At 49.4% G+C, this 26,107-nt stretch carries 20 protein-coding genes; 9 read left to right on the top strand and 11 right to left on the bottom strand.

Features of this window, described 5'->3' with window-relative positions; translation table 11 throughout:
• The first annotated feature begins 267 nt into the window (after positions 1-267).
• Positions 268-1,476 carry an aromatic amino acid transport family protein gene (locus tag KHS78_RS08760; RefSeq protein WP_211827369.1) on the top strand — a complete coding sequence of 403 codons (1,209 nt, stop codon included), beginning with the start codon at positions 268-270 and terminating at the stop codon, positions 1,474-1,476.
• 452 nt (positions 1,477-1,928) lie between these two features.
• Positions 1,929-2,744, top strand: a complete 816-nt coding sequence (locus tag KHS78_RS22570; RefSeq protein WP_211827367.1) for a dual specificity protein phosphatase family protein — start codon at positions 1,929-1,931, stop codon at positions 2,742-2,744.
• 87 nt (positions 2,745-2,831) lie between these two features.
• Here KHS78_RS22570 and KHS78_RS08750 read toward each other — a convergent pair whose 3' ends face one another.
• Positions 2,832-5,543, bottom strand: coding sequence for a hypothetical protein (locus tag KHS78_RS08750; RefSeq protein ID WP_211827365.1), 2,712 nt, complete (start codon positions 5,541-5,543; stop codon positions 2,832-2,834).
• 371 nt (positions 5,544-5,914) lie between these two features.
• Here KHS78_RS08750 and KHS78_RS08745 point away from each other — a divergent pair, with 371 nt between their 5' ends.
• From KHS78_RS08745 to KHS78_RS08730, 4 genes are all read left to right on the top strand, one after another.
• Positions 5,915-6,835, top strand: a complete 921-nt coding sequence (locus KHS78_RS08745; protein WP_211827363.1) for an SPFH domain-containing protein — start codon at positions 5,915-5,917, stop codon at positions 6,833-6,835.
• An 18-nt stretch (positions 6,836-6,853) separates the two neighbouring features.
• Entirely contained in the window at positions 6,854-7,303 is a 450-nt protein-coding gene (locus KHS78_RS08740) for an NfeD family protein (RefSeq protein WP_211827361.1), read from the top strand.
• A 149-nt stretch (positions 7,304-7,452) separates the two neighbouring features.
• Complete coding sequence (locus tag KHS78_RS08735; RefSeq protein ID WP_211827359.1) at positions 7,453-8,340, top strand: radical SAM protein; 888 nt, start codon at positions 7,453-7,455, stop codon at positions 8,338-8,340.
• Positions 8,341-8,490: 150 nt separating this feature from the next.
• Entirely contained in the window at positions 8,491-9,597 is a 1,107-nt protein-coding gene (locus tag KHS78_RS08730; RefSeq protein WP_211827357.1) for a hypothetical protein, read from the top strand.
• Between the two features lie 72 nt (positions 9,598-9,669).
• Here the strand turns inward: KHS78_RS08730 and mscK are convergent, their stop codons facing one another.
• The 4 genes from mscK to brnQ form a co-directional block, all read right to left on the bottom strand.
• Positions 9,670-13,038: a mechanosensitive channel MscK gene (gene mscK, locus KHS78_RS08725; RefSeq protein ID WP_211827356.1), complete on the bottom strand. Its 3,369-nt coding sequence runs from the start codon at positions 13,036-13,038 to the stop codon at positions 9,670-9,672.
• A 66-nt stretch (positions 13,039-13,104) separates the two neighbouring features.
• Positions 13,105-14,076, bottom strand: a complete 972-nt coding sequence (locus KHS78_RS08720; RefSeq protein ID WP_211827354.1) for a hypothetical protein — start codon at positions 14,074-14,076, stop codon at positions 13,105-13,107.
• A 145-nt stretch (positions 14,077-14,221) separates the two neighbouring features.
• Positions 14,222-15,367 (bottom strand): cyclopropane fatty acyl phospholipid synthase, encoded by a 1,146-nt coding sequence (gene cfa / locus KHS78_RS08715; RefSeq protein WP_211827352.1) that lies wholly within the window; start codon positions 15,365-15,367, stop codon positions 14,222-14,224.
• 356 nt (positions 15,368-15,723) lie between these two features.
• On the bottom strand, positions 15,724-17,061 hold the full coding sequence (brnQ, locus tag KHS78_RS08710) for a branched-chain amino acid transport system II carrier protein (RefSeq protein WP_211827350.1): 1,338 nt from the start codon (positions 17,059-17,061) through the stop codon (positions 15,724-15,726).
• Positions 17,062-17,129: 68 nt separating this feature from the next.
• Between brnQ and KHS78_RS08705 the strand changes: the two genes are divergently transcribed.
• Positions 17,130-17,348, top strand: coding sequence for a hypothetical protein (locus KHS78_RS08705; protein ID WP_211827343.1), 219 nt, complete (start codon positions 17,130-17,132; stop codon positions 17,346-17,348).
• A gap of 111 nt (positions 17,349-17,459) precedes the next feature.
• Here KHS78_RS08705 and KHS78_RS08700 read toward each other — a convergent pair whose 3' ends face one another.
• A complete protein-coding gene (locus tag KHS78_RS08700; protein WP_211827341.1) occupies positions 17,460-19,877 on the bottom strand; it encodes a parallel beta-helix domain-containing protein in 2,418 nt (805 codons plus the stop codon).
• A gap of 237 nt (positions 19,878-20,114) precedes the next feature.
• Between KHS78_RS08700 and pcp the strand changes: the two genes are divergently transcribed.
• Positions 20,115-20,843, top strand: coding sequence for a pyroglutamyl-peptidase I (gene pcp / locus KHS78_RS08695; RefSeq protein WP_246506249.1), 729 nt, complete (start codon positions 20,115-20,117; stop codon positions 20,841-20,843).
• Positions 20,844-20,938: 95 nt separating this feature from the next.
• Here pcp and KHS78_RS08690 read toward each other — a convergent pair whose 3' ends face one another.
• The 3 genes from KHS78_RS08690 to KHS78_RS08680 all read right to left on the bottom strand — a co-directional run bounded on the left by KHS78_RS08690 (position 20,939) and on the right by KHS78_RS08680 (position 22,923).
• The gene (locus KHS78_RS08690) at positions 20,939-21,340 is read right to left on the bottom strand and encodes a hypothetical protein (protein WP_211827339.1); all 402 of its coding nucleotides are present in this window, start codon (positions 21,338-21,340) and stop codon (positions 20,939-20,941) included.
• A gap of 21 nt (positions 21,341-21,361) precedes the next feature.
• Positions 21,362-21,730 (bottom strand): cupin domain-containing protein, encoded by a 369-nt coding sequence (locus tag KHS78_RS08685; protein ID WP_211827337.1) that lies wholly within the window; start codon positions 21,728-21,730, stop codon positions 21,362-21,364.
• A 161-nt stretch (positions 21,731-21,891) separates the two neighbouring features.
• A complete protein-coding gene (locus KHS78_RS08680; RefSeq protein WP_211827335.1) occupies positions 21,892-22,923 on the bottom strand; it encodes an OmpA family protein in 1,032 nt (343 codons plus the stop codon).
• A 244-nt stretch (positions 22,924-23,167) separates the two neighbouring features.
• On the opposite strand from KHS78_RS08680, the gene KHS78_RS08675 reads away from it, so the two are divergent.
• Positions 23,168-23,710 (top strand): DUF1415 domain-containing protein, encoded by a 543-nt coding sequence (locus KHS78_RS08675; protein WP_343216892.1) that lies wholly within the window; start codon positions 23,168-23,170, stop codon positions 23,708-23,710.
• A gap of 74 nt (positions 23,711-23,784) precedes the next feature.
• On the opposite strand, the gene KHS78_RS08670 is transcribed toward KHS78_RS08675, so the two are convergent.
• Both KHS78_RS08670 and KHS78_RS08665 read right to left on the bottom strand, forming a co-directional pair.
• On the bottom strand, positions 23,785-24,642 hold the full coding sequence (locus tag KHS78_RS08670; protein ID WP_211827328.1) for a metallophosphoesterase family protein: 858 nt from the start codon (positions 24,640-24,642) through the stop codon (positions 23,785-23,787).
• Entirely contained in the window at positions 24,639-26,045 is a 1,407-nt protein-coding gene (locus KHS78_RS08665; protein WP_211827326.1) for an SLC5/6 family protein, read from the bottom strand. The genes KHS78_RS08670 and KHS78_RS08665 overlap by 4 nt, the downstream gene beginning before the upstream one ends.
• Positions 26,046-26,107: the final 62 nt, after the last annotated feature.

Below are 26,107 nucleotides of genomic sequence, written 5' to 3'. Positions count from 1 at the left end.
GATCAACATCAGGTTTTCGGAACCACACTGACATGTTCCATACAGCGTATTACTACGCCGACTATCGCCAGCCTCAATGGCGTAGTTGAGCGTAACCGTTTAACTGCGTCATTGAGGCGTTTTGATCGACCGAACCCGGGTTCGAAGGTCAAATCGCAAGTGGCGCAGCTGATGGAACTTTTCCCGCCTGCCTTCTTCCGATATTCCCCCAGAACCCGTACGCATTAATTGCATTTATCAGGAACCATCTGTTTGCCAGGGGGCAGTATGCAGAACAGACTTATAGGCAGCGCGCTGATTATCGCGGGGACCTCTCTCGGGGCGGGAATGATCGCCATGCCTTTGGCGACGGCCGTGATAGGCTTTTGGCCGGCTTTAGTATTAATGGTATTTAATTGGGCGCTGGCGACTTATTCTGGCTTGTTGGTGGCTGAAGTCTGCCGCGCCTGTCCGGGTACGACGTCATTGTATGGTGCTTCTGGCCAGCTACTTGGCCGGCCAGGGCAGTTTATTGCGTCACTGGCGACCCTGTTTCTGCCTTATGCACTGTGTGCTGCCTACATCACCGGCGCTGCAGGCCACCTTAATGGCAGCCTAGCCCATTGGTTTAGCATCGCGCTTCCGCAAGGTTTCAGTGCAATCTGTGTCACAGCCTTGTTTGCGGGCGTTATCGTGATCAGTACCAGCAGCGTTGACCTCGTGACGCGTGGGTTGTTTATGCTCAAGGTGATGATGCTGGTGATGCTGATCGGTCTGCTGTTGCCGAAAGTGGAGCCCGCCTACCTGAATACCATGCCCGTGTCTGATAGTGTGATTTGGGCGGCATTACCATTGTTTTTCACGTCGTTCGGATTTCAGGCAACCGTTCCCAGCATTGTGCGCTATCTGGAAGATAAACCGGCACAGATTCGTCCTGCTGTGATAATCGGCAGTACTTTGCCTTTGATTATTTACCTGCTCTGGGTGATTGGCACCAATGGTGTATTACCGCAGGGCAGTCTGGTTGCCATACAGAATGGTCAGGACCCTGTCAGCGCACTCGTAATTGGTTTAACCCGGTTTGGTGATTCCGTATGGATCTCAACAGCCGTTAACCTGTTTGCGATTCTCGCATTGGCGACATCCTTTCTTGGCGTGGCGCTTGGTTTATTTGATTATATTGCCGAAGCCTTCCGTCGTAATGGTACATTCAGTGGTCGCCTGCAGACGGCTGTGATTACATTTGTGCCGCCGCTATTAGTTGCTCTATATTTTCCCAATAGCTTTATTACGGCATTAGGTTTTGCTGCAATCGCATTGGTGGTTCTGGCAGTTGCTTTGCCGGTAGTGATGGTATGGAGGCTATGTAAAAGCCAAGCGGACGACTTTGGTTGGATTTTTAGCTCTAAAGCCATGCTAATATTAGCGGTTGTTGCAGGCATACTAATCATATTGGCACAGTTGGCAGTTGTATCAGGAATGTTGCCCAGTATCTGACAGCAGCATATGCAGAACAGAGGGAAGCTTTCCTCCGTTCTGCATTTTTAATATGTATGTCACAGTTAATAATTAGCTGCTGTCGTATGTGTACTGGGTAGACATCCTGTGAGACTGTCTTTGCATAGTGGTGAGTACAATATAAATAAAAAGTGATCTATTGGATTTTCAGGAATGGTATGGAAATCTCGAAGAAAGGTGTGAGTTTAAAATCTGACTTTAATGGCTATGATATTTGAGGAACGATTCTATTAGGTAACGGTTTTTTTTGAGTGTTTGACTTCGTTTGTTTTTAGTCGTGAGTCTTTAATATGTCTTTATGTCATGAAAAACTATTTGCTAATTTCCAAGCAGATTATATCGATTGTTTAAAGTGTATTTGGGAGCGTTTTCAAATTTTGCTGCTAACATAGTGCTGATGTAATTTAAGTTTCAGTGTTGGGATAGAAGCCGTGCTTAATATCAGGTTGTTACTACTTTTTTTAAATTTATCATTGTTAGGTGCCATATCGTCACATGCTGTTGCCGCCCGTGATGAAAGTGATAGCCCTTTTGTTAGCAGTGAAGTAAATAATTTACCTTATGACCGGGAATGGCTTAAAACGTTAGAGCGTGAAGCGGAGAGTACATTCAAACCTGAGCGTTTACATTTGGTTCATTGTGACGACGTTTCAGGCAATTGTTTATTTCGCAGTAATTTGCCCTTGAAGAATGGTAAGTTCGCTTACGATGATTTGCTAGTATCAATGCGCAAAGTCTATAGGACTCGCTTTGGATCATCGTTACCTGCAAGGTTTGAGCTCGTAGATGTGTCTTTGCTAAATTGGTTTACAGATGCTCAAGCGCTACAAGTCGAGCAGAAGTACTTCAGACAGTACCCTGCAAGGGGGAGGTTCATCCATCATGCCATCTATGGTGCTTTATCCAGTCCTGACGCGTACCCAGATACGATAAAAGACTGGTTGGAAGTATTGCCGTCGATGGGGGAAATCAATGACTTGCAGGATGATCTAGGTCATATGATCAGTACGGTTCAAGATAGGCCTCAAATGGTTGTCGTACATTGCCGAGCCGGTCATGATCGTACAGGGGAAGTAATAGCTGCTTATCAAATGCGTTATTTGGGTATGAGTTATCGTGAAGCTTATGCTAAAGCAAACGCAGTGGCGAAACGTCCTCTTAATCCTTTAAGTCGCTATGGTCTAATGTGGTATGCTTATTACCTTAAGGATGTTCTGGGTATATCAAGTGTTGGCGATATTGAATAACCTCTATTTTTTTACAGAACAGGTATTTTTTATTGCAAAAAAATACCTGTTTAGGGATGTTTGCAGTTATAAAGTAATTTCTCACTCTCACTGTGAACCTTCTCTAGATTGTGCGAGGATTCTAGTTATTAACGATAGTTCTTTACCTGCTGTAATGTTATCCACATTTGGTGGAATGATTTCATCGATATTTAGTATTTTTAGCGTCGCGCAATACTCCTTTCGTGTAGGCGTAGTGCATTTAGGTATATGTCCAGAATAATGTTCAGTGACACCTGCGGCTTTTTCCAATTTTTGCGGTGTACCAGTAGCCTGGAGATCCTCCATTAGATCTCCAGGTAATGCTTGCAGGGGATTTGTCAGCCTGGGCTTTTCTACCGATGTATCGAGAAGAAGTATTTGTGATGGATCTGGTACCGTGAGATGCTCTTCCCATGTTTCCTGTAGTTTTGATGATGGGCTTACACGTTCAAACTCATCATCGATATCTTCAATGACAGTTGCCGTTAGCTCTAGCGGATATCGTAATCTTAGGCTGACAGGCTCCTTTTGCTCCTGTGCTACCACTATTGATGCTTTTGCAGCACGCGCACCTTCTGCAGTGGATATTTTCTTTCCAGCACCTGTCGACTTGTCGGATTGACCACCTTCTTTTGTAGATGACATCTCAACATGAAGTTGTCCTTTGCTAGTAATATCAATAACGCCAGAAAATGGCCATGTATTGGTTTTCCTTTGGCTATTTATTTTTACACATATGGCAGGTTCACAAACACTATCAGGCCTAACTTCTGTAAGTGCAGAAGACGTATGCGTTGTTAATGATTCCTCTATTATTTCTGGGGGTGGCAATTCTGTTAAGGCGCTGTCTTCAGGCTGTGTTCCTTTGACCTCAAGTTGAACAACGGGAGACCCATCACTAGACAGTGAAATATTTTTCAATCTAGACGTTACTTTGCACTCAAGACTCTTTGTCGTCAGTGTCAGCCTATCAAGAGTCACTAGCAGGTCATTGGCTCCTGCTGCTTGAGTGGCGCGGCGGCGTTTTGGTTTTTTTCTCGGGAAAATTCTGCCTTTTATTTCATCGACAAAATCGTGGGCGACAGCAGCTAATACAGCAGCTTTCGGATGTCTTATAAAAAAATTACTCCTTACTAACGCCATTTCTGCCACTGTTTTTGATGTTGCTTCTTTTATCGTCGCAGTAGATGGGGGTAATTTATCATCAACAGATGTGGTATTCATAATTGGAGAATTTATTGTTGCGCATACATTGTTTATTGTAATGCATAGGTTATCTGGTTTCCCGCTTTGTATTGGATTAATTGATCTTTGATACATTTGTCTTAAAGAGTCCAGTAAGTAACCTATTCCAGCAACTTCATATCTAATACCGTCAACAGTATCGGGCAACTTTTTGCGAGCCTGTTTGATGAGTGGTTTTATGACCTCTTTGAATATACCTACATTGGGAAAAAGGCTAGTGAAAAAATCATCTAGGTTTATTATTCCAGTGCGCTTTAAATGGTGATAGATGACTGCAATTGCAGCCGGTAATTTTGGGGGCACGGTCATGACTTCTGCAGCATTTTCAGGTATTGTCATGCTAACTCCCTTTGTTTCAATTTTATGTGTTAGTTTTAAATAAGTATGGGAGGCAGATGCTTCTGCTTCCAATGGCTCTTCCTGGGTTGTTTTTTCAGATTTAAATGTTGTATCAACTAGCGTTAAGTTTGCCTTTGGTAAAGGTGAGTCTGAGGTTGGATTCAACAGCTCCATGCATAGTACTCTAATGAGGATCTCCATATTCTCTTGCAGCCTCTCCGGCTGAATACCTGAAAATATATCAGCGAAAGAAGTTTCTGATTCTGTTATGTAGTCTTTAATGGCGCTAATATACCCTGAATCTAGGAATCCATGAACTGATGGAGTCTCCTGCGCATCTGGATCCAGTGACAGCTCAAAATCTTTCATGTCTATTCTTATAACGAGTCTATAGGCTTGTGGTTCTTCAGACACTGATCTCCCGACCAGGCTGATATGAGGGAGGCTCTCAAACTCATCTGGATTTTCTGCTCTTATTCGGCAAGCCTCTTCTTCAAGGTCTTGAAGATTTTTATCGTCTTTGAATGTGAAGGTCAGACTCACAGTTGACTGGGCATTAAAGATTAGCGTTATATCCTTAGGGTTATCTTTTGATAATACTATTTTTTTTAATGCTATTTCAGTCTCCCTCATCTCAAGGAGGAAGTCATGATGTTCGTATTGAATACATCCAACCTTAACAGTAACCGGTTTGGGTGGATATTCAGTGTCATTTTTTAGCGCTTGCAGAGTATTTTTATACATATCTCTTGATTGTGCTTCGGCGAGTATTAGGGTGCGGACTAATGTTTTTCTATGTTGTTTGCAAAACTCTATTTTTTCTTTTGCGCTGCCTCTTTCAGGGATGGGGATGTCCGCAATAAAAACAATTGAATATAGTCTATTTAATAGTACTTTTAAGATGAATTCTTTTGGTTTGTTTAATAAAGCTAACTTAAGTGATTCTCCTTCCTGTAATTCTTCAATATCTCTCTCAGTCAGTTTTTCTGTTTTTTCTGTTTTTTCTGTAGGAGTAATTGATTGAGGCATGGACTCATCACCGAACTGCCTTTGAATTGATTGTGTGTCATCCTCTTCTCTGACTTCTATCGAATGTTTTATGGAGGATGCACGTGAAGGCTGTACTTTTGTCTCCGCTGAAACAGGATCCTGCAGTGTGCGGCTAAGCCCTTTTACTGGATTCGTTTTATCCATGCTATTAAATATATCCTAATGCCTATTAAAAAAGTTATATTTTTATGGTTTAAGTTAAGAGAGGGCACTAACCAATAAGTAAGAATACATGACAATTTTAGGGTTTCTGAATGAGTAGTTAGCCTTAATTTGGTCTCTTGTGATGGCTTGTCTCATACATAACTGGTGTGGTTATCCATTTTGCTTTTATGGATGAATTTCTTGAATGGATTTGCCTGAAAGACTTACTTGTTCTGGTTTTTTGTTATGTTGAGTGCTCAGGCGTCTGGTACTATAAAAACGATATCATACAGAAAATAGTGCTCTAGAAGCATTGGGTTCAAAAAACCAAGGTCGCTTCAACCGATTTGGGAATGGGAGGGTAAGAACGAATGGGACTTGAAAATCTGTTTGCTATCGTCTTTGTGGCGGTAGTGGCCGTATTCATATTCAAGGGGGTCTATATGGTGCCCCAAGGCTATAGCTATACGGTGGAACGTTTCGGTAAGTTTACGCGCACCCTTGGCCCAGGGCTTCATGTGCTGATTCCGTTTATTGACATGATCGGCCGCAAGCTGAACATGATGGAGCAGGTATTGGATATTCCACCACAGGAAGTGATATCCAGTGACAATGCCCAAGTGACGACTGATGCTGTCTGCTTCTTCCAGATTCAAGATCCTGTGAAGTCGGCTTATGAGGTCAATGATTTAGGTCGCGCCATGCAAAATCTGGTGATGACCAATATCCGTGCCGTGCTGGGTTCCATGGAACTCGATGACATGTTGTCGAATCGGGATCGTATCAATACCAGCCTACTGCAGAAGGTGGATGAAGCCACTGATCCCTGGGGCATCAAAGTGACCCGTATAGAGATCCGCGATATTTCTCCCCCCCAGGATCTGGTCGATTCTATGGCCCGTCAGATGAAGGCAGAACGGGAAAAGCGTGCGCAAATTCTGGAAGCTGAAGGTGCCAGAGAGGCGGCAATCAAGGTTGCGGAAGGTGAGAAGCAGGCTCAAATCCTGAAGGCTGAGGGTGAGCTGGAAGCCGCCAGGCGAGAGGCTGAAGCGCGGGAGCGCTTGGCTGAAGCAGAGGCTCAGGCGACAGGCGTTGTATCCAAAGCCATCGCTGAGGGGAATGTTCAGGCGATTCATTATTTTGTGGCTCAGAAATATGTTGAAGCCCTCAAGGCAATGGCGACCTCTGAGAACAGTAAAGTGATTATGATGCCGCTGGAAGCATCGGATGTTATTGGCTCTGTGGCAGGTGTTAAAGAACTGCTGCAGTCTACGGGTACCCACAAGAGTTAACGCAACAAGGAGAGCAATGTGGGCTTGCTGGATTCATTACAACCCTGGCACTGGCTGATTCTGAGCTTGGTGCTCTTTGCCCTGGAAGCGTTGGGAGCCTCGGGCTTTTTGATTGGTGCGGGCATCGCTTCTGCATTGATGGCGCTGCTGCTGTGGCTGGTTCCATCAATGGATTGGGGTGTCCAGCTCATGCTGTTTGGTATCGGCACCTTGGCGATGACCGTCGCCTGGTGGAAAGTCTTCCGACGCTATAACGAACAGACTGATCATCCTGAACTGAATAATCGTGCTGTTCAGATGGTGGGGCGAGTGATCGTTCTGGAGCAGCCTGTTTCCAATGGTCAGGGACGGATTCAAATCGGGGATACCTTTTGGAAGGTACGCAGTGAAACGGAATTAGAGGTTGGAACGACAGTTGTCGTCAGTGGTTGTGATGGCATGGTGCTTGAGTTGACGCCCAAGGAATAAAACGTGTTCTTAAGCAGACACCCGCGACTATGGCGGGTGTCTGCTTTATAGCATTCCGTAAACGGACGACCCGGTTACTGATGTTGACAGGTTTTCGTGTACTCTTGTGCTTCTGATTCAACTGCCTGACAAGTCCTGAGGATCACGCCGTGTATCCAAGTTATATCGAGCCGGTCTTTCGTCCGCCCAGTGAGTGGAAATCACTGATTCTCCAGGTCACGAATGGCTGCTCATGGAATCGTTGTACGTTTTGCGAGATGTATACTGCAGATCAAAAGGCGTTCAGGCCGAAGCCTCAGGGGGATATTGAACAGGAACTGAAAGCGGTTTCGCATTCTGGCATGCCGGTTGACCGGGTGTTTCTTGCTGACGGTGATGCGATGACGCTGTCGTTCAGGCGGCTGGAAGCGATACTGGCGGCAATTAATCACTATTTGCCTGATGTTCAACGTATCTCGTCGTATTGTTTACCCAGAAATCTGAAGAACAAAACCGTTGCGGAATTAACGCAATTACGTGAGATGGGGCTCAGCCTGATGTACGTCGGCTGTGAATCCGGCGACGATGAAGTGTTGCAACGGGTGCAGAAGGGCGAAACCTGGGACTCCTCCCTGGTAGCACTCGAAAAAATTCGCCAGGCTGGCATGAAAAGTTCCGTCATGATTTTGAACGGTTTGGGTGGCAGTCAGTTGTCTGAACAGCACGCACTGCATTCTGCCCGTCTGATGAATGCAGCACAGCCGGAGTATCTTTCCACGTTGGTTGTCTCTTTCCCTCTTGGTATGGAGCGTTTCCAGCAGGGATTTGAAGAGGGATTCGAGCCACTGGATCAACAGGGCTTATTCAATGAGATGGAAATCCTGCTGGAACATCTGACTCTCAATAAAACGATCTTTCGCAGTGATCACGCTTCCAATTATCTGATCCTGAAGGGAGTCCTCGGCAGGGATAAAGCAGCACTGCTGGACAAGGTACGTATGGCTATTCGGCAGCCGGAGCGAATAGCGTTAAGAGAAGAGTGGCAAAGAGGTCTGTAAGGCTTGGATGCGGTCTGACCAGTAACGCCTGGAAGGATCGCGCACATGTTTCCGGAAAGAACAACAATGCCTGTCTATACTGGAGAGTGTATATTTATCTGACAATAAAGTGACGGAACACTGATCATCAGTGATTGACAAGGATATGTCATGAAAGCAACGGCAACACCTTCATCCAATTATTTTTATGGGCCAGTAATTGATTTCCTGTTAGTGGGAGGAATGGCATTTATCATTTACCTGACCACGCTTGCCTTTCTGGATTTTTATGGCAGTTTTGATCTTTGGTATGTGACGTGGTGTCTTGCGTTTCTTGTCAACTTTCCTCACTTCATGATCAGTTACCAGATTTTTTATCGTTATCATCGTAACAGGATCACGACTGATAAGCGTTTCTTTATGGTTGGGGTTGTGGTTCCGGTTATTTTGATGGCGTTGTCCCTGGCGGCCGTCATCACTCAAGATGGATTATTTGTCCGTATACTCATCCATGCAATGTTCTTTTTTGTAGGGTGGCACTATGTCAAACAGTGTTTTGGTTGCTTCATTCTGACATCCTCTAACAGTGGTACCTATTATCAGAAAACTGAAATTATATTGTTCAAAACAGCGCTCTACCTTCTCTGGGTCTGTTCTTATGTGCAATTGTTCCGTGCCAATGAAAGCGGCTTTTTATTCTTTATGCCAGAATCTGCTCAGCATGACTTCTGGGGAGTCAAGTATAGCTATTTCAGTATTCCGGGCTGGATTGGTCAGACCAGTGTCTGGCTGGCGATTATCAGTTTTGCGATTTGCTGTGGTTTGATCGCGCGAAGAGCCTGGCTCAAGGAAAAATTACCCAATCATGTTGCCATCATGGGCTTTATGACAGCCTATCTCTGGCTGGCACCTGTTTTCTATAATCCAAAGTACGCCTATATCATTCCATTCTTCCATTCCCTCCAGTACCTGATGTTCAGCGGTGTTTATATGCATAACAAGATTGAACGTCATACGGCAGAAGCGCGAAAACGTTACTGGGTAGAACAGGCCCGTTGGTGGGGGCTGGCTTTGTTGTTTGGTGCGCTCTTTTTTGAATGGTTGCCATCCGTGCTGGATGAAAGTATCAGTTATGACTCGCAATCGACAGGAACCCGCCTGTTCTACGTGCTCTTCACGTTATTTATCAATGTGCACCATTACTTCATTGATAGCGTGATCTGGAAAGGAGATAACCAGGAAGTCAGGGAGCATCTGAAGCCTGTTGCTCAAAAATAGAACGCAACCGTTCAATCTCCGTTGTTTCTAACAGCCGTTTCCAATCTGGAAACGGCTGTTTAGTTTCAAGCGTTAAATGGGTTCTGCATCATCACTGAAACCGATATCCAGCCCGGGGTCATCGTCTGATGAATGGGTTGTCGTTTGCGGACGTCTTTGGGATTTGGCCGTTTTTTCTTCGTGGGAAGGTGGCGGCTCGGTGGTGCGAATGTGAATATCCCGTTGCGGGAAGGCGATTTCGATATTGTGTTCGCGGAACAGGGTATCGATGCGGGTATTCAAGTCATTGAGTGTGATCAGGCGATCCCCCATTTCTTTCACGTGAACACGTAACTCGTGGTTCAATGTACTGTCGCCAAAACTCAGGAAAAAGACAGAGGGGGTAGGCTCTTTTAATACCCGAGGGTCTTCATCGGCAGCCTGCAGTAACAGTTCGCGGGTTTTGGCAAGATCGGAGCCGTAAGCAACACCGACCATGATAACGACACGGGTTTCCGGATCACTGAGCGTCCAGTTAATAAGCTGATCGGTAATGAAAACTTTGTTGGGGATAACGATCTCTTTGTTATCCCAATCCGTAATCGTGGTGGCCCGTATTCGGATGCGTGACACAGTACCGCTGAGTGAGCCGATGGTGACCGTGTCGCCAATACGAATCGGTCGTTCAAACAGGATGATGATACCGGAAATAAAGTTGGCAAAGATTTCCTGCAGGCCAAATCCCAACCCAACACCGACAGCCGCAACCAGCCACTGGAGTTTGTCCCAGCTGACACCCAGCGTGGATAGAACACTGAGTACCCCGATGGCAGTGATCGAATAACTGAGCAGAGTGCTGATCGCATACCCTGAGCCCTGAGATAACTGCAGGCGTGACAGCACCGCAATTTCGAGTAACCCCGGCAGATTTCGCGACAGCACCATAGTCACCAGTATCAGCAACAGGGCTGTCATAATGTCGCCCAGTTGCCAGGTGTCGCTTTTCATCCCGGTGGTGGTAATGGTGATGGCATCGATACTGGAGAAAATGGTGATCATGTCCTGCCAGACCCAGTAGAGCAGCAGTACCAGCAAGGCAATCATGAAAGCATTAAGCAGGCGTATGGTTTGCCGGTTGATGGTTTCAAGGTCCAGATTGGGAATTTCTACCTCCCGATCTTCACGCATGGCTTCGCGTCGACTTAATGCTCGACTGAAGGCCAGACGACGGCTGGCTACATAAATTCCGCGTTTGATGACCGCCCTTAACAGTGCCCAGACGCCAATCACAAACAGGCTGATGACCAGGTGTCCGAGTATGACAAGCGTCGTGTAGTAATACCCCGTTAAGATCAGGATGATCAGTCCCAGCGGGGTGGCAATCAAAAACAGCCAGATGAGACTATCAAGAAGGCGGAAACCAAACAGACTGGGAACCTGCTGATATAACCGGTACAACAGAATGCCAAGTGACCCGCAGCCGAGCATGGTCAGCAGTTGACTGATCACGTCATTAATTTCCCGCATTGGCACCAGCAGGATCAGTGGCGCCATGACCCAGCGGGTCAGGTTGAGCACCTGGTAGAGTTTCTGGTTGAATACGGCAGGCAAGCGGAAATGGGTTTCAGCAATACCACCTGGCAAGTGCAGTCGTGTGGCAAAAGCCATCACCCACCAGAACCCACCGGTAATCTGTAGCAGTTTTCCCATTTCACGAAGGCTGTCGTAGGTTCCGCCGGCCCGGCTGATCAGGTAGCCACACAGCGCGATTAATAGCGGCGGAATGGCGCACTGTAGCGCATCCAGAAACAGGGCGTGGGGTGTGACCCAGATACTGTCGTGGCGAACATCACCGACTTTCGCGGATAAATCACTGAGTGCCTGTTGAATGGTTTTACGCCGAATCACCAGAACCATCACTATCGCAAGGATGATGACGGTTTGTGGAATACGCTTGTGGACGCCCTGGAATAGAGCCGGGAGAATATTGCCGGTATTCAGCGCGGTAAATTGATCATGAATATCGGCAGGTATGGTTTTCAGCCAGTCCATATCCAACGGGGGATTGGTTGGAATCCAGAACAATTGGTCATCCAGTGACTTGACAAGTTTCAGGCTGCTCTGCTGGAGTTGTTTCTGGTTCAGCTTCAGGTCAATGGCGATGGAGAGCAGGGTGCCCAGTTCCCGCTGTACTCGATCCAGCAGGTCTCTCCGGGTCTGAAGTTGATCCGTAATAGCCCTGCCAAGGCCGGTCTGTTGATCAGACGGTATCTGGTGTTCCTGAAAGAGGGCGGTAATGATTGCCTGAGGATCGCTGAGTCGCTGTCTCTGCTCGCCATAACTGAACTGCTTAAGACGTATATCACTGATGGTGGTATCAATATCGTCGTACAGTCGCAGCTTAGGCAACGCCTGTTGCTGTTCCCTGAGAATCTTGCCCAGTAACGGGTTGTTTTCCAAAACGGCGGTTTGCTGTTCGATGGTCTGCTGCAGATCCTGCATCCGTCGCTGCAGGTCCTTAATACGATTATCTTCCTGTTGAAGCTGGGATTGTTGGTCATTCAGTTGCAAGAGCTCCTGCCCAAGCCCGGCATTCAGCCGTAACTGCTCTGCCAGCAACGGGTTGTCCTGTCCGGTCACTTTGCTGATATGGGCAATGGTCTCTTCCGTAACCAGGCGGCGCTTGCGATTGACTTCAGACTGCATCAGCGCAATCTGATTATTGAGAATCTGCAGTTGCTTGCGCACCAGGTCCCGACGGTGGGTGATCAGGTCAAGGATGGTACTGCTGGCCAGTATTTCCTGGCGCAGTAACTGACTTTTACTTTGCAGTGCAGTCTGTTTGGCCAATAACATCTGCTGCCGGGTTTTGGGGAAAGGCTGCTGGTCCTGTTTGTTCAGCAGTGTTGCCAGTTCATCGGACATTAATACCAGTTGCGTACCAATGGCATCGATCTGGGTTTGTGACGTATCGGGGCGCGCCTGCTCATTGGTGATTTGTTCATTGAGCTGACTTAATTGCTGTTGCAGGGTTCGCTGTTGGTCCTGACTTTCCTGCAGCTGCTTTTCGAGCACAGCCATAGGCAGACGGCTATAGTCTTTTTTCAGTTCAGTGTCTGTGGGTGTTTTCAGCGACTTCTGTTGTTGTTTCAGGCTGCTGAGTTCAGCAGGAGCCTGCAGCAATCGTTTTTGAAGCGCTGCCAGAGTGGCACTGTTCTCTTCACTTTCCTGAAGATACTGCAGGGTTTGCTGGTACAGCTCTGTCAGCTGTGTCCGGTTCTCTTCTGAACGGTTAGGGTCTTTCTGAACCCGCTCCATAGAATCCCTGATTATCCGAACACTGGGAGGCGCCAGGTTCATGATGCCGTTGGTAGGAGTCTCGGCAGGGGCTGCCATGACTACCATGGTCATCAGCCCTGCCAGGAGTCCAAGGAGAAGGCGGCTGTACTGCTTAACTGCCATTGCCAATACCTTGATAAAAGACTACGTCAGCCTATGACAGGTTGCTTGAAGCTGCCAACGGATACGTTATAAGCCTGTTTTGGGTGGGTTCACCAGGAAACGTTGACTGAATCCCGCACTGCGTTTTTGCTGATAGCGGGCCAGGGTGGCGACAACAATGACGGCAAACAACAGCCTTGCCCAGAGAATGCCCGAGAGGTCTGCGCCCATCAGTATGATCAGCAGCGTATCTTCAATCAGGCTATGGCAAAGCCCAAGGAGACTGATCGCTGCAAAAATATCAGCGGCATCAACTTTTCCACTTTCTGCTTCCCGAATTAATAGACCGCCACCGTAGGATAGCCCGAGTGTAATACCGATAATCGTAATGGTGGTTGCCTTGGGGCTGATACCCAGCACCTTCAGTACGGGCTGCAGGAGGTAACTGATGGCCTGCTCAACCCCGATGGCACGGAGGATTTTCAGCAGCGTCAGCAACACCATGATCGTGACAGTGATCCAGAAACAGCTTTCCAGTTGCGTCAGGGCCCAGGCGCTAAGACTGTCATCGCCGACGCTGGGTTGCCACAGGCGCGTAACTGGTTCTTCCAGCCAGCCACCATAACGGTAGAGCTGGTTCAGCAGTATCCCCAGAACAATAGCACCGCCAATACGTAGCACCAGCTGTGTCAGCAGGCGACAGCCTGCTCGCTGGGCAATGCGGATCTCAATCGGCAGGCTGTGTGCCAGCAGCATCAGTGTACCCAGGATAGTGACCTGTGCCTGGGTCCAGCCCACATCACCCGGCAAGGTAAAAAAAACGACCATGCCTGTATAAATATTGGCCAGCATCGTGGTGGCCCAGATCAGACCGGCGGCATCTGGCAGGCCCATGAGTTGCATCAGGGGACTGATCCATGTTGCAAGAATCTCAATAAAGCCCACTAATTCCAGCAGTTTGACGACAATAAGCGCCGGAATCATGATTCGAAACAGCGTCAGGCTGACCTTGACCGTATCAATGACGATCTCCCGGCCATGAATGTACAGGCGTTGCATGGTGATGGATTCTGATTGTTGTACTGAAAATATCCCTATTATCATGATACGACGGATGAACGCCGTGATGCAGGGCAACCGCAGTGTTTATTCTGCACTTCAGCTGCAGATCATGACAGTGTTTTTGGGTAGCTGACAGTGTGTACTAACGGGCGGCGTCGTACCGGTTGGGTCGTTTGCCGTGAGACAGAACCAGCTGCCATAACTGCAATTCCCTGGCGCGAAAAACACCGGCGAAGCAAAGCAGGTAATACGTCCACATCCGGTAAAAACGTTGATCGTAGGCAGACTTCAGTTCAGACCAGTGGTTTTTGAAATTTTCATGCCAGGCCAGGAGCGTCCGGTCGTAGTCGGGGCCAAAGTTTTGCCAGTCCTCCATAACAAACAATGGCTCAATACTGCGGGTCAGCTGTATCGGTGAGGGGATCTCCCCGTTAGGGAAGATATATTTGTGAATCCACGGATCACGGCCATGTGTCGTGGTGTTATTGCCGATGGTGTGGAGCAGGAAATAACCATCGGGTTTCAATAGTCGGTGGACAGTTTCCATGTACAACCGGTAGTTTTTTTCACCCACATGCTCAAACATGCCCACGGAAACCGCGCGATCAAACTGGCCGTCCATCTCCCTGTAATCCTTCAGGATGATACTGACCGGCAGGTGTCGGGTTCGCTCACAGGCCAGTTTCATCTGTTCATCGGATATGGTGATACCAGTGACTTCTACCCCGTAATGGGTGGCGGCAAATTCAGCAAGCCCGCCCCATCCACAGCCGATATCCAGCAGGGTCATGCCGGGAGTGAGTTGCAGCTTTTCACAAATAAGCCGGAGTTTGGCCGCTTGGGCTTCTTTGAGCGTTGATGCGGTTTTCCAGTACCCACAGCTGTAACTCATGCTGGGATCCAGCATGACAGAGAACAGGTCGTTGCCCAGGTTGTAATGTTGTTCACCTACGTCGAATGCACGACGACGGCTTTGGAAATTGAACAGGCGTGTTTTAAGGGAGTCCAGAATAAACCCAAACCTGCGATGCGCCAGCCGGTCGGCGCGGTGCTGCAGAAGCTTTTGGAACAAGGCATCCAGTTGATCGCAGTCCCACCAGCCATCCATATAGGACTCTCCCAGTCCCAGAGAGCGTTCTCTGAGGGCACGGGAATAAAAGCGGGGGTCGTGAACGTGAATATCCCAGGGATTTGCGCCATCAAAATGGATACCGCTGCCTGACAGCAGATATTCAAGCGCCCGGCGTGCGTAACCAATGCCGGCGGGATGACTTGCAATGGTGCCCATGGCACAGAGACCGAGAAATAAAATTGCTAAGTTTAGCGCCTATTTTCCAAGGTGCCGTGCAGGTGTGCTGAGCCAGGCGATTGCCGTTTAAATATGTTTTTCCTGAGTGCCTTTTGCAGCCATAGTGCAGTACAGAGCACCCCAAAAAAGGCTTATCCTGCAATAACCAGACTGTCATCCCGGCTGCTGTTATCCATTTCAAAGGATGTTTTATCAGCAGATTAACTGCGTGATGGCTGCAGTTAAGGGTGTTAAACGTCATTTACCGCTTAGGTGTCACGGTGGATAGCCGTACTCTGCTATTGTCCGGATTTCTGAAGATGCTAGCCGGGGGCTATGCTCCCCGGCTTATCGCATTATTTTGCAGTGCTTACACTTGCTGCAATGTCTACATGGCTGTTTGGCTTTTTCATATGGCTGTACAGTACGCCAATAATCAAGGCGATGACGGCTGCCACCAGCCAGGTCATGTGCTGGGCAAACAATGGTAGGTTATCTGTCAGCAAGGTATTCAGCATGGCCGGCATTAATCCGGATGCCTGCCACCCATCCAGTGCTGCGAACAACAGCGTGGTAGCAGCAACCAGACGTGTAACCAATACGGGATGCTTGATCCAACGGCGTACCATCCCAACCACGGTCAAGGCAATGGCCAGCGGGTAAATGATCACCATGACTGGAATGGAAACCGCAATCAGTTGCTCCAGGCCAAGGGTGGCGACCAGGGCGGCAACCAGGTAGATAACAATGATGTACTGGCAATAGGTGAAGCGCGGGCCAATGGTGTGGAAGTATTCGGCGCAGGCACTGGGTGTACCGATCGCGGTGGTCAGACAGGCCAGGGTAATGATAATACCCATGATCAACGTGCCGGATGTGCCGAACAAAGCAGTAATGTAGGCGGTCAGGATATGGGCGCCATTGGTGGCTTCCGGTGCAACACCATGGCTGGTGGCGCCAAGGTACAACAGTGCGCTGTAGACCAGTGCCATTCCGAGAGCTGCGAACAGGCCCACCATGGCGCTATAACGGACGATATCCCGGTCACTGCGCACGCCGTGGTTTCTCAACAGTTGCGCAATCATCCAGCCCAGACAGAGTGGTCCCAGGGCATCCATGGTCAGGTAACCCTGCACCATTCCTTCTGAGAACGCATTGCTGGCATAGGCGCCGGTCGCCGCTTCAATACCGCCCTGGGGCTGCCAGAGGGTAGCGATGGCAATCACGGTTAACATCAACAACAGCAGGGGAGCCATCTTTTTTCCCACCGAAACAATCAAACGACTGGGGTTGATTGCAAACCAGCCGGCAATGGCCAGGAAAACGACGGCGTATAGATTCAGGGTGAGTGCGCCCGGGTTACCAATAAATGGCTGCAGTCCGATCTCATAGGCAACATGGGCACTTCTGGGTACGACGAAGGCAGGCCCCATGACGGCGAACAGCGCTATCCAGAAAGCTTTTCCCGCCCAGGCCGGCAGGTCACGGGTCACCTTGTCAGGGCCGCCAGCCATGGCGACGCCGACCAGCGTTAACAGGGTCAGGCCGATATCACCAGCCATGAAACCCAGTCCGCCCTGCAGGATAAATTCGCCCGCCTGCTGGCCGACAATCGGTGGAAAAATAATATTCCCTGCCCCGAGAAACATGGAGAAAATCGCCAGACAGATAGCGAGTAGATCATTGCGTTTCACAGTACACCCCCTTAGGGACTGGCGGACTGTCTGGAGGCCGGTTGAGAGAATTCAGGTGGGAGTTCTGCATGCCGGCGCTTCAGATCAGGCCGGCAGTCGTTGTTTTAGACCATCAGCCTGATCTGGCTAAAAAAGAAAAAGCCACAGATAGCGATGGTAAAGAAAAGTCCAGATATAACCATGCAGGCCGCTTTTACAGCTTCGGTACGACGATTGTTGTCAGTATGCATGGTCATGATCAGTACATGCCTCGTGGTTACAGTTATTCCCAGGCAATACCAACTTAGCAAAGACGATGGTTCCAGTGCACTAGGTAATGACCGAATGAAAAAGGCTGAATAACAGTGACAATGCGGGAGCATTGTCACTGTCGTATGAAGGGTAGGTGGAAAGGCTTATCAGTGCCCGGTCAGCATCGCCTGGGCTTGTGGTGCCTCGCAGGCGCCATCCAGGCTGCTGACCCAGTCGCGCACCAGCGCCAACCCTTCCTTATGCACGGTGCTGCGGCCCAGTTCCGGCATCCGGATTGCCGGATCGTTAGAGGCCATCCGGTAGACCAGGATGGAATTATCGGGATCACCCGGCGCGATATCGTAGCTCAGGCCACCGGAACCCCGCCCTGCGGCCACCGGACTTTTGCACAGGCCATAGGTGCGGTCTACGGACAGGAACTCGTTAAGCAGCAGGCCGGTACCGAAGGCGCGTCCGCCGCCACCGTGGCAGTGGGCACAGTTCACATCCAGATAGGCTTTGGCTCGAGCTTCCAGGCTGCCGGTGGTGGGATCATTCCAGATCGGTGTCTTCGGTGCCGCTGCAGAGCCCGGTGAGCCTGCCAGCAGACCCAGTGATGCCATCACATCCAACTGATTCATGCTGCCATTAAGCCCCAGTTGCTCAGCATAGGCATAGGTCTTGTTCAGTAACCGGGCCTTGGGGCCAACGGGCAGATCCTGGCCCTTGTTGCCATGACAGCTGGTGCACTGGTTGGCGTTCGGAACACCGTACGATGCTGTAACCGTTTCGCCTTCCAGATCCACAAACGTGACCATTTCACGACCACCGCCCAGTGCCAGATAGGCGTTACTCATGTCTTTTTCCCAGATATAGGGCAGACGTTCCCAGCCGTCTATACGGCGAATCAGCAGGCGGGTTTCGATCACATTTTCGTTGATACCTGGTTGCGCAACGTTAGCAGGAATCGCGAAAGTCTTGGTGATGATCGTACCCACCGGGAAGGTTAATGGACCTGTCTCGGTATACTGTGCCTGTGTGCCCGGTGGCAGGAAGATGAAACGGTATTTGTTGGCATAATCCGAGAACAGCGGTGTTGTCATATCATAGGGAAAACCGCCGTTGCTGTTGGCCGTAGGATCACTGACATCTGCAAACAGCCGGTAATCAGACAGGTTCGGGCAGTTAACGTCAGCAGCTGCCCAATTGACGCCGGTGCCGGTTGCGGAACAGCGTGCGGCAATTTCTTCATCGGTGTAGCCGTCGCCGCCGGTTGCAGGCACGGGTGGCCAGGGTTGCAGTACGACGTCAGCCAGAGCCAGTTGCTGACAGTTAAACGGTCTTTTGTTCTTGTCGACAGGACCGCCAGGGATACCGAGCGCGTCGTTGTACCAGTTATTGTCGTTGGCCAGCTGCAGGTTACTGAAATCAGACGGGATAACTTTCAGTTTGTCCCTATAGTTTTTCCGGTAACAGATGCCTGCGGCTTCACGGCTGGAGGCAAACAGGCCATCAATGATGGTATCGCCCACGACCTTGAAGCTGTTCATATGCAGAATGTTGATCAGCAGGTTTACATCACTGCCGTCGTAGTAGGGTACTTTGGGACGGTTGATCCGGTTGTCATGGATATTGATAAATTCCGGAAACGGATCATAGCCATCCGGTATGGGCAGGTTGTTGATAACAGAGATCGCCACGTAACTGGTTATGATGACACCTGTCGTTCGGTTGTTGGTGATGCGGTTGTTGAAGATTTCAACATGGTCTGTTGCCATCACCATCACACCGGTGCCGGCGGGGACACTGCCGACGATGTTACCGGCCGGTGCGAAGTTGCCGGTGTTATTCTCGTAGATATCGTTATCGTAAACGCGGCTGTAAGCGCCAGCCTGTGACAGGCCCGGCAGGTCAAAGATCAGGATGCCACCGGTATTGTACCGGGCTACATTCTGATAAACGTCAGCATACAGGCTGTTCTCAATCTCGATACCCGCCACATTGTATTCAGCAATATTGCGGCGCACGATGATGTTGCGGGACTGGCCGACGTAGATACCAGCGTCAGACGCGCCTTTTACCACACTGTCCTCAATCAGCACATTCTGGCTGAGCACGGGATAGAGGCCATAAGCGCCATTTTCTTCATCGGCGCCATTGGTCCACTCAACCCGCACCCGGCGTACAGTGATACCGTTGGCACCTTCCATCCGCAGGCCGTCACCGGCGGTATCTTCAATGGCCAGGTCTTCAATCGTAAAGGCATCAGCCAGAACCAGCATGCCCTGGGCGCCGGCGGGCTGATCCTTGAAGCTGAGGATGGTCTTGTCCATACCCTGGCCGCGGATGGTGACATGGGAGACATCCAGCACCACTTCATCGTCAAACTTGAAGGTACCTGCAGGGAGTTCAATCAAGGTGTCAGGCTTGGCGCCAATGAAGGCACTTTGGAGTTTGTATTGGAGGTCATCGGAAGCGTCAAGGCGGATGATGTGTTCATAACTTCGGGCGAGGGAGGCCTGCAATAAAACGACGATGGCAAATAGCCATAATCGTCCTCTACTCATACGTCCTGCGTTGTGCATGGTGTAAAACTCCTTTTTCAGCAATTCTTGTTTTTATTGTCACTATGTGTGATCACGGTTTTTTCCGCCTATCACTAAAACCCTGTGCTCATAGAGTTTTAGTTGTGTACCAATGTACCAAATCAGGGGGTGGTTAGAAATTGACCGTTTTCACACTAAGCGCATGCCATTCCTGTATAACGCTATATGTTGATTGGCGTAGGCATCTCAGTCGGCTAGTTATTTACGGTGAGCCCATTGAAGGCTGGTCGCTTTTTAACAGGTTTACTGGTTGGACTACCTTTGCTGATGAACGTTATTCTGATTGTTCAATCAATGCCTTCTGTGATTGGGGTGATAGCTATGAAAAAGGTTTTAATCAGTGGGTTTGAGCCTTTTGGCGGTATGTCGACGAACCCTGCATTGGAAGTCATAAAGGTTCTTGAAGGGACTGAGTTACCGCAAGGTGGTGTCGTTAAGACGATTACCGTTCCGGTAGTCCACAAACAGTCGATTGAGATTGTGAATACAGCTATATCACAGTATCAACCACATGCGGTGCTCATGTTGGGTCTGGCTCCAGGGCGATCAGGAATTATGCCGGAGCGGGTTGCGATTAATATTGATGATTTTCGACTCGTTGATAATGAGGGTAATCAGCCCACTGATCAGCCGGTAGTCGACGGTGGACCTGCTGCCTATTTCAGTAGGTTACCCATTAAGAGGATGGTGGCAGCGATGAGGCAGGCCGGGATACCCGCATCAGTATCAAACAGTGCGGGTACATTTGTCTGTAACCATTTGTTCTATGGCATTATGCATTCACTATGTGCCAACCCAATCCCGGCAGGTTTCATACATATCCCTTTACTTCCCGAACAGGCATTGCAAGGTAAAGAGCCATTTATGTCGTTGGAGCAGCTTATCAAGGGCGTTTCAGTCTGTGCTGAAGCCGCTCTGTCTAGTTGTAGGTCTAATGGCGAGTGAAGAAAAATTTCGTGAATGCCTTAATCGCATAATTGAATAAGTCCTGCGCTTATGGCTTAAGAGTACCGCAGTACGATAGGTCACCCAGTGAAAGATCATTGTGATTCTTGTGGTATGCAATGCACAGGGGCGTATTCACTGAAAGTGATAACGTCCTGAATATTCATTAAGCCATCGTAGTCGGCTGCAAAACCATCGCCTTTTTCCATGCTGAGCCGTCCACGCAAACGTAAATAAACGGGCTGATAGATTTCTGACGTATGCTGTGTGACAAAGTCGCGTAATTGGCGATTGATCGCAGGGGAGGTGCTGACCCAATACTCCTGGCGGCTTCCACAGGGATGAAAGCTGTTCACCTCATGGCCGTAGGTGTACAGCCCCTCCCATTCGGGAGGGCTGGCGATGGCACTTGCTGCCACGACGGCGATACTGCAGAACAATGCTCGTTTCATCCCGTTTACCAGACAAGATAGCAATTCTTTGTCGTTTAAACGCATGTGCGACCATAGGCCTGATGATTAGGCGGTAGGCTCAAAAATAACATAGATTTTGCGACAGGGTTCTACCACTTCCCATTCACCCTCAAAGCCTGCGGGAATGACAAAGTTGTCGCCTGTTTTCAGTGTACGTTCGTTGCCGTTTTTATCGCGGACAATGGAGACACCTTCCAGAATCTGGCAGAACTCATGTTCGGTATAGTGAACATGCCAGCAGCCGGTTTCAGATTCCCAGAGACCGGCGTGGAACTGATTGCTGCTGTCAGAGTAATGATTGATGACGGCCTGAAGCGGATTGCCGTCAATTCGCTTCTCTTCTTCAGCCTGATAGGATTCTTTTTCAGCGGTCGATTGATCAAAGAATACAATGTCGCTGATAGCAATACTCATACTGAAACATCCTGTGGTTATTATCTGTGGCTCAGTAAGGGTGAAGAGTGAGCATAACGGCTGTTTTATATATTGAACAGGTTCATTTGGTACGGGTTTGCTTTCTCCAATAAAAAAGGCTGGTACTAACCAGCCTTTTTAGGATTACCAGCTTATGCCGTTTAGAGCACTTCTGCGACTACGCGGCGGTTCTGCTTACGACCAGCCAGTGTGCTGTTGTCGGCAATGGGATCTTCCTCACCCACACCAACGGCTTCAATGCGGCTGCCGTCAATGTCGTACTGTTCAAGCAACACGGTACGAACCGAATCGGCGCGACGCTGAGACAGAGACTTGTTGTAGGCAGCAGGGCCACTGTCGTCAGTGTGGCCTTCGACACGAATGCTGATTTCCGGATAACGCTGCAGGAATTCACCCATTTCAGCGATGCGGGTCATTGCGCCATCGGTAATGTTGGCGGAATCGAAATCGAACTCAACCAGCAGGTCAATCTCTTCCTGGGGTACACAGCCGGTAGCGTCAACAGTGGCGCCTGCCGGTGTACCCGGACAGAGGTCGTCGGCATCCAGGACGCCGTCATTGTCGCTATCCAGCGGTGCGATAACGGTTTCTTCAACGATGGTTTCCTCAACCACGGCCTCAACGGGTTGTGCCGCTGGTTCGCCAAAGGTCCAGGTCAGGGCGACATTCATCATGCCTTCCGTCTGGTTGTAGTCCAGGCTGCGGATGGCGCGCAGGTCACCACGGACAGACAGGTTCGGCGTTAGGGCCTTGCGCAGACCTACACCCATGTTCATGCGGGTGTCTTCTCGGTCGCTGGCGTGCTGCAGGTTCTCGTGCAGTTCACCGATACCGGCGACGATGTAAGGTGTCACACCGCCAGAGAAAGGCTGAAGATCGTAGAAAGCATCAAGACGGTAATTTCTCAGGCGGGCATCGTTGCCACCTTTCTGATCAGTCTTGAATTCGGAATAAATACCTTCGACGCTGAAACGGTCGTTGTAACGGTAGCCGATACCCAGTTCCGGCGCCCACTTGTTATCCAGGCCGCGATAGCTGTCGAAATCGGTATATGCACCGCCAATGGTAAAGGTCACGCCTTTATCCACAACGCCTTCAGCGACCGCTGTACCACTGATTGCCGCCGCAACGGCCAAGCCAATCACGGAACGTGCGAAAGTGCGCACAGTCATGGTGTACTCCTTGTTTGTCTTTTTTGATGTTCTTGCGGGCAGGGATATGTAACTGTCCGTAATCGTTGCAAAGGATACGGGATGAACGACGGGTTCTGAAGGGGTTTGGCTACAGATTTATACGTACGACAGTGGGATTTTAATATAAGCTTGGAATCAGGCTCCGAAAGACATAGGTATCGTCAATATTGTGTGATGATTTGCTTCAGAGGTGTGTATAACTCATAGGCGAGGTATAAGCAGAGTGCAGGAAGTTGAGCGTATACAGCAGTGGCTTGATGATGTGGTGATTGGTTTAAACCTGTGCCCATTTGCAGCCAGGCCCCGCCGTCAGAAACGGATACGCATTACCGTCACCCAGACCGATAGCGAAGAGGTTCTGTTGGAAGCTCTTCAGCAGGAACTGGAACTCATTGATAAGACCCCGGCCACTGAGATTGAAACCACGCTACTGGTGATTCCACATTTATTGTCCGATTTCATGGACTATACCCTGTTTCTTGATCTGGCCAATTTCCAACTTCAGCGAAGTGGCTGGGAAGGTCAATACCAGCTGGCCAGTTTTCATCCTGACTACTGTTTTGCCGGCAGTGATCCGGATGATGCCGAAAATTTAACCAATCGGTCCCCCTACCCGTTGCTGCATATTATTCGGGAAGAACAGCTGGAACAGGTGCTGAGTAAGTACCCTGATTCTGAACGGATTCCAGAGACGAATGTTTCCAGAATGTTATTACTGGACGATCAGGAAAAACGTCGTTTGTTTCCTTATTTGTTTAGTGAGTAATAGTTGATGTCTTGAATGAGCATGGAAGCGTTGGCATTAGATGATTAGATTGCATCTAATGCCTGTGATGACGATCAATAATCCAGTTGTTTTGTGGCGCTGATTTCCCATGCAAGAGGTGCGAGTGGGATACCTTGCTGTTTACGTTCAACGTTTGGCAGAACATCCAAGCTGGGCCAAAGACCTGTAGCCAGTGCTTTCGCATAACCATTATCCATAGCGTGTTCTACCATGGTGGCAACGGTAGCGTGCCAGTCGTAAGTCAGCCGTTGTAACTGGAACACGGGTTGACCATTGTCGCTGTCAAGCAGGGCATACCAGGTATCACGGGTGCCATCGTTGGCAGGCATGCCGATGACACCGGCATTCAACCAATAACCCGCTTCGGTTTTCTGGGCAAAGGGCAAACCACAGTGGCCAGCGATAATGCAGTCCGTTTCTGCACGTTTTATGTCCGCCTGTTTAACGGCATCGGACGTTGATGGGAATACAAACTGATTAATGGACGATAATGTTCCGTGTACGACGGTGAATGTAAGGTTGCACCAAGTGAAACGAAGGGTTCGGGGTAGCGTTTGCATCCAGAGCCGGTTGGATTCACTGATCTGGCGATCTGCATGGGCGTACCACTGTCGGGACAGCAAGTCGCAGGTGGTGCCTTCATTAAACCCGCAACCACAGTCGTTAGCAGAAAATCCCAGGGATTCTTCACAGTTACCCATCAGCACATGAATGTCCCAGTTTCGAACCATATCTATGGTTGACTCGACATCGGCAAAGTAAGCGACAACGTCTCCGGTACATATGGTTCGTTCTGGAGGAATGCCCAGTCGCTCTGCTTCACGACGTATCGCTAGGGTTGCCTGCAAATTGCTGTAAGGGCCTCCAAATAGCAGAACGGGTCCTTTCAATTCACCGAGATCGCGAATCATGCATCACCTGCGGAATAAACGACGTTTGCTATTTTCTTGCGCGATAACTGCATACCGAGTGCAAAGGCACCGCAGCCAACCGCCAATACGGCCAGACAGATAACCAGCAGCTTATTGTATTTATGTACGGTGCCAAAAAGAGGTTCCATCAGGTGCAGGTAACCGGCGGTTTCTGTGAAATAGAGCCCGGCGCCGGCTAATGCCACGATAAAAGCGACCAGGTAACTCCATACCGGTATATCAATGCGTCCACCCCAGAGTGAGAACAGGATAACGGGTGTCAGGTACATGGACGCGGTACCGCTGACCGCGACCGCACTGAACAGATCATTTGGACCCAGGTAGATCATGACCAGTCCTGCCAGCATGAACAGCACCATGACTTTGCGACCATTGGCTACGCTCTCTACGCCCAGCTTCATGTCACTGACAATCAGCTTTGCTGCGCTGGAAAGCGTCGAATCCAGTGTCGACATGGCAGAGATTACCAGGGCAAAGCTGAACAGCAGCATGGGGACTTCACCCAACAGCCGGGTCAAGACGGCATTCATGGCTTCACCGGACTGGGCATGGGCGCCGGCAAATACGCCTAATAAACCAAACAGGATAATACAGAACACGCTAATCCAGCTGGCATGGAGAAAACTGCGCTGTGTCGTTTTTCGATCGGCAATAAAACCGCGATCCATCATCACAGGGTCATGCATGGGATAGCTAATGACTTGAAGCAGGGCAACAGCAATCAATACCACGCCCGGGTCAGAGAACTCGAAGGGCTTGAACAGGAAATCTGTCGTCGAGAACTCACTGTGTCCCAGCATCAGGGCGACCAGGGTCAATAGCACCGCGAGGAAAAGCCCCATCTGGAAGACATCGGTGCGAAGAGAGGCGTGTAATCCACCGCGCCCTGCGTAGAACAGTGTTAATAATGAGAAGGCGGCAATGGCACCAATGTATTGCTGGCTACCTGCCGCCCCAAACAGCAGGCCGAATACTAGTAAATTGGCAAAGACTTCGCTGATCAGCCGCACACCGATCACCAGGTTGTAACAGCGTGTCCCGACCGTACCAAAGCGTTGCCTCAGGAAATCCTGCACACTGTTGCAGTTATGGCGAAATCGCAGACTGTCAATGATCAGTCCACCGGTCAGAAAGGAGAGGTAATACGTGGCATACGCCAGTGTGCCCCAGAGACCATAGTAATATCCCAGGATCGCGGCATTCATCAGCGATCGGGCAAAAATCCAGGTGGTGACCTGGGAAAAAACCAGCATCAACAACCCTGGTGCCTGGCCGTTGATGTTGTGTCCCCGAAAGAAACTGTCGTTTTTTCCGGCGTTGGGGGATAAGGCCAGCGAGATCAGTGCAACAGCCAATACGGTTGCGGGTAAGACATAAGGCATGGGCAATCCCTTGTGCTAATTCCAATCTATACGTCGGATGCCATTGTAAGGATTCACCGGGA

It is taken from the genome of Kistimonas asteriae, assembly GCF_018263925.1.
Lineage (GTDB): Bacteria > Pseudomonadota > Gammaproteobacteria > Pseudomonadales > Endozoicomonadaceae > Kistimonas > Kistimonas asteriae.
The sequence above is the reverse complement of the archived record's forward strand: the minus strand, read 5'-3'. Positions and strand labels throughout refer to the sequence as shown.

Excerpts from the sequence above, each read along its gene's own strand:
- KHS78_RS08760 (WP_211827369.1), top strand. The coding sequence starts at position 268 with ATGCAGAACAGACTTATAGGCAGCGCGCTGATTATCGCGGGGACCTCT.
- KHS78_RS08750 (WP_211827365.1), bottom strand. The coding sequence starts at position 5,543 with ATGGATAAAACGAATCCAGTAAAAGGGCTTAGCCGCACACTGCAGGAT.
- KHS78_RS08745 (WP_211827363.1), top strand. The coding sequence starts at position 5,915 with ATGGGACTTGAAAATCTGTTTGCTATCGTCTTTGTGGCGGTAGTGGCC.
- KHS78_RS08730 (WP_211827357.1), top strand. The coding sequence starts at position 8,491 with ATGAAAGCAACGGCAACACCTTCATCCAATTATTTTTATGGGCCAGTA.
- mscK (WP_211827356.1), bottom strand. The coding sequence starts at position 13,038 with ATGGCAGTTAAGCAGTACAGCCGCCTTCTCCTTGGACTCCTGGCAGGG.
- KHS78_RS08720 (WP_211827354.1), bottom strand. The coding sequence starts at position 14,076 with ATGCAACGCCTGTACATTCATGGCCGGGAGATCGTCATTGATACGGTC.
- cfa (WP_211827352.1), bottom strand. The coding sequence starts at position 15,367 with ATGGGCACCATTGCAAGTCATCCCGCCGGCATTGGTTACGCACGCCGG.
- KHS78_RS08705 (WP_211827343.1), top strand. The coding sequence starts at position 17,130 with ATGCCGGCGCTTCAGATCAGGCCGGCAGTCGTTGTTTTAGACCATCAG.
- KHS78_RS08700 (WP_211827341.1), bottom strand. The coding sequence starts at position 19,877 with ATGCACAACGCAGGACGTATGAGTAGAGGACGATTATGGCTATTTGCC.
- KHS78_RS08690 (WP_211827339.1), bottom strand. The coding sequence starts at position 21,340 with ATGCGTTTAAACGACAAAGAATTGCTATCTTGTCTGGTAAACGGGATG.
- KHS78_RS08685 (WP_211827337.1), bottom strand. The coding sequence starts at position 21,730 with ATGAGTATTGCTATCAGCGACATTGTATTCTTTGATCAATCGACCGCT.
- KHS78_RS08680 (WP_211827335.1), bottom strand. The coding sequence starts at position 22,923 with ATGACTGTGCGCACTTTCGCACGTTCCGTGATTGGCTTGGCCGTTGCG.
- KHS78_RS08670 (WP_211827328.1), bottom strand. The coding sequence starts at position 24,642 with ATGATTCGCGATCTCGGTGAATTGAAAGGACCCGTTCTGCTATTTGGA.
- KHS78_RS08665 (WP_211827326.1), bottom strand. The coding sequence starts at position 26,045 with ATGCCTTATGTCTTACCCGCAACCGTATTGGCTGTTGCACTGATCTCG.